6 protein-coding genes are annotated in these 3,827 nt (G+C 57.3%); all 6 read right to left on the reverse strand.

Going from position 1 to position 3,827, the window contains the following annotated elements; genetic code table 11:
* Positions 1-102 precede the first annotated feature (102 nt).
* Entirely contained in the window at positions 103-1,626 is a 1,524-nt protein-coding gene (gene dsrK / locus Q0L94_RS01415; RefSeq protein WP_296749373.1) for a sulfate reduction electron transfer complex DsrMKJOP subunit DsrK, read from the reverse strand.
* 50 nt (positions 1,627-1,676) lie between these two features.
* Entirely contained in the window at positions 1,677-2,402 is a 726-nt protein-coding gene (locus Q0L94_RS01420) for a respiratory nitrate reductase subunit gamma (protein ID WP_296749378.1), read from the reverse strand.
* A 195-nt stretch (positions 2,403-2,597) separates the two neighbouring features.
* Complete coding sequence (locus Q0L94_RS01425; RefSeq protein WP_018078239.1) at positions 2,598-2,933, reverse strand: TusE/DsrC/DsvC family sulfur relay protein; 336 nt, start codon at positions 2,931-2,933, stop codon at positions 2,598-2,600.
* Between the two features lie 23 nt (positions 2,934-2,956).
* A complete protein-coding gene (gene tusB / locus Q0L94_RS01430) occupies positions 2,957-3,256 on the reverse strand; it encodes a sulfurtransferase complex subunit TusB (RefSeq protein WP_296749375.1) in 300 nt (99 codons plus the stop codon).
* An 11-nt stretch (positions 3,257-3,267) separates the two neighbouring features.
* Positions 3,268-3,663 carry a sulfurtransferase complex subunit TusC gene (gene tusC, locus Q0L94_RS01435; RefSeq protein WP_296749377.1) on the reverse strand — a complete coding sequence of 132 codons (396 nt, stop codon included), beginning with the start codon at positions 3,661-3,663 and terminating at the stop codon, positions 3,268-3,270.
* 11 nt (positions 3,664-3,674) lie between these two features.
* A partial coding sequence (locus tag Q0L94_RS01440) for a DsrE family protein (RefSeq protein ID WP_296749380.1) occupies positions 3,675-3,827 on the reverse strand: 153 nt, incomplete at its 5' end.

A 3,827-nucleotide genomic window follows, 5' to 3' on the forward strand; every position in this document is an offset into this window, starting at 1 on the left:
TGTAACGCCTTCGGTTTTTGCTTTGTTCGTCGTGACAGCCATGTTGGTTCTCCTAACGTCTGTGTAACTAAAATAGATAAATCGCAATCAGCCCGCTGGATTTCAGTCCAGCTTGATCGCCTTGCTGACCAGTTGATGCACACCGCCCACCATGCCCATGTCGAAGCCGTACTTGGGCAAAACCTTGGTGAACTGCGCCTTGCAAATAGCGCAGATCGTCGCCATGAAATTGACCTGATGCTCCTTCACGACATTATTCAGCGCCGTGGCACGCGGCAATGCACCCTTGACGCGGACTTCCATCAGATCGTCGGTCAACAGGCCGCCGCCGCCGCCGCAGCAGAAGGTCGACTCGTAAATCGTGTCATCGGCCATATTGTGGAAATTGTTCACCACCGACTTGATCAGTTCGCGCGGGATGGTGAACTGGCCGCCGGGTTCGGTGCCCATGCGCGACGCGCGCGCAACGTTGCACGAATCGTGATACGTCACCACCAGATCGTCGTTGGCGGACGGATCGACCTTGATCTTGCCGGACTTGATCAGGTCATTGGTCAACTCGCAGATGTGCTGCGGCTGCGGATAAGTCGGGTCGAGCTGTTTCTGCAATTCGATCGAGAACGGGTCGTTGCCGCCATAGCCGATGCCAGTCAGCGTGTTCCAGAAACTGTAGGCAACGCGCCAGGCATGGCCGCATTCGCCGACCACGATACGCTTGACTCCTAGCTCAAGCGCGGCGTCGCGGATGCGCATGGCGACCTTGCGCATGACATCGTAATTGGCGTCGAACAGGCCGAAGTTGCCGGCTTCCGATGCGTGTGAAGACAGGGTCCAGCTAATGCCCGCGGCGTGGAACACCTTGGCGTAGCCGATCAGCGACTCGACGTGCGGCTCGGAGAAGAAGTCGGCGGACGGCGTGACCAGCAGCACCTCGGCGCCCTTCACATCAAGCGGCATTTTCACCGCCACGCCGGTGTCCGCTTCGATGTCTTCCGCCAAGCCTTCGAGCGTGTCTTCCAGCGCGGGGCCCGGCAAACCAAGGTTGTTGCCGATCTTCTGCACCTTGCCGAGAATTTCGTTGGAATATTTCTGCCCCATGCCGACGTGGTTGAGAATCTCGCGCCCGGCCATAGTGATTTCGGCGGTGTCGATGCCGTACGGGCAATACACCGAGCAGCGGCGGCATTCCGAACACTGATAGTAGTAGCTGTACCAGTCGTCCAGCACCTCCTTGGTCAGTTCCTTGGCACCGACCAATTTGGGGAACAGTTTGCCTGCCGTGGTGAAATAGCGGCGATAGACCTGACGCATCAGATCCTGGCGCGCCACCGGCATGTTCTTGGGATCGGACGTGCCCAGGTAATAGTGGCACTTGTCGGTGCAGGCGCCGCAATGCACGCAGGCGTCCAGGAAAACCTTCAGCGAGCGATACTTACCGAGCAGATCGCCCATCTTGTCGAGCGCGCGCTCTTTCCAGTCCTCGCCCAGCTCATGCGGATAGCCCATGAAGGACTGCACCGCCTCGCCCGCAATAAAGGTCTTGGCATGCGCCATCACGCCTTCGCGCAGCTTGGGAACCTCGATGTCGTCCTTGATTTCCGGAATGTCAAATTCAGCAGCAGCCACGTGAGAGTCCTTTGTCCGTACTTGGGTGTTCGTTAATCGATGTCAACGAATCAGTTGTTCTGATCGAGCCGGGCTGCCCACGCCGCAACATGGCGGTGCTCACGCGGGTTGTCCACCTGATTACGGGTGGGGCTGAAGAACACGCCCGGCGCATGCAGCAGTTTGCTGACTGGAAAGATCACCATCAATAGCGCCACCAGGGCGAGATGCACCAGCAGGATCGGATCCTGCGGGATCGGCTTCAGGTCGAGATACATCAGACCCATGAAGAAGCTCTTCAGCGCCACGATGTCGGTATGGGCGACAAAGGTCATCAGCATGCCGGACAGGCCGATCGCAAGCAGCAGCACCAGCATGAGGTAATCGGATGGAGTAGAAATGTAGCGCACGCGATCAACCAGGAAACGGCGTGCCAGCAAGCCCGCCAGGCCCGCCACCATCATGATGCTGGCATATTTGCCAAACGGCTGCACGATGACGACCCAGAACCAGACCGGCTCGGTGAAGTAGCGCAGATGACGCGCCAGCACCAGAAACAGGCCAAAATGGAACAGCCAGCCGAATACCCAAATCCACTTGTTGGATTTGAACAGCGACTCGAACAGCACCACTTCCTTCGCCATCCGGTACACCACCCCCCTTTGCGTCGTAGGCGCAGGAGTGGTCGGGATTTTCAGCGGCGCAGGCGTGCGGCTGTAATCAAAAATCTTGTAGCCCAGGCCGACCACCAGCAACAGGGTGGCGATGTAAAACATCCCGGCATAAATCATCGTCACTGTAGACAAACCCTATCTCCTATTGGACTCCGATCCACCATGCGCTGAAGCGCGTGCGGAATCATATGTCCCAACAACGTTCTGTTTACGAATCAAACGCAAAACCCGGCATAGCCCAGCCACATTCGATTGGGAAACACAGCCCTGATCGAAGTCACTCCGGAAAATCCCGGAGCGACCCGACAGTGTTACGACTCAGATACAGCCGGTCGGCTTGGGCAGGCCAGCGATCTTACAAGCCTGTTTGGCGGGGCCGTAGGGGAACAACTCGTACAGGTACTTGTTGTTGCCCTTGTCCGGACCGAGCTTCTTGCCGATGGCCTTGGTCAGCACGCGAACAGCGGGAGCGATCTGGTATTCGGCGTAGTATTCACGCAGAAAGTTGACGACTTCCCAGTGGCTCTCGGTCAGTTCGACCTTTTCTTCCACAGCCATGTACTTGGCGATGTCTTCATTCCACTGCGACAGATCGACCAGATAGCCTTCTTCGTCGACTTCGACTTCCTTACCGGCGATATTCACCATGGGCATAGCAATACTCCTTCTGTTAAAAGTTACAGCCAAGACTGACAGTTGCTGTGCTCTGCGACCAGATCCACAAAACCGCCGTAATCCACGACATTGACTCCGTCCAGCACGCGCCCGGCCATGCCGCGCGCCGCCAGATCAGGACCGAGTGCGTAAATCTTGAGGCCAGCCGAAGCCGCCTGGATTTTCGCTGCTGCCGCGTTACCGGTCGTCGCCGCGTACACCGCGTCCTCGATCAGTAATACAGCAGAACCTTGGGTGGCCATACGCAGGCAGCTGTCCAGCGAGCTGCGCTCTGCGGCCGATTTATTCACAATATGCAGCATGTCCGGTCCCCTTAGAAGCTGATCACGACGTCTTGCTCGGCCATGAGATTAGCCATCTCATCGACCGAGAGCACCGTCACATCCACAATCAGGTCTTCCTCAGTCAGGCCACGCGCATTCATCGACGCCTGGTCGACATAGAGCTTCTCGATATCGTAACCCTCCAGGGCGCGGTAGGTCTTGGAGAAATCCTTGATCTCGACGCCCTTGGTGTCGATGCCCTTCATCAACTGGAAGACACCGTCATCGGTGAAAACCATGCTCACGTCCTGATCGAAAGCAGCGGTAATCAGCACCACCTCCAGACCTTCCAGCGCATACACTGTACCGTGCGGCGCCTTGCGGTTCAGGAACATGAATTTCTTGACGACACCCGAACCGTCGTCCATCTCGTCCATATCGCTCATCTCGTTATTCCTCAATCACCGAACGTCACGAGACGATCGTACTGAATACCCATTTCAACCAGCTGCCCCAGACCGGAAATTCGGTAGCCGGGCGCCAGCACGTCGTCGGTAATGCCCCGACGCTGCGCAGCGGCAACACACACGACCAGATCGACGCCATGGTC

Source organism: Thiobacillus sp. (genome assembly GCF_024708915.1).

What these genes read in the sequence shown, in the direction of transcription:
- Q0L94_RS01425 (WP_018078239.1), bottom strand. Translation starts at nt 2,933, where the DNA reads ATGCCCATGGTGAATATCGCCGGTAAGGAAGTCGAAGTCGACGAAGAA.
- tusB (WP_296749375.1), bottom strand. Translation starts at nt 3,256, where the DNA reads ATGCTGCATATTGTGAATAAATCGGCCGCAGAGCGCAGCTCGCTGGAC.
- tusC (WP_296749377.1), bottom strand. Translation starts at nt 3,663, where the DNA reads ATGAGCGATATGGACGAGATGGACGACGGTTCGGGTGTCGTCAAGAAA.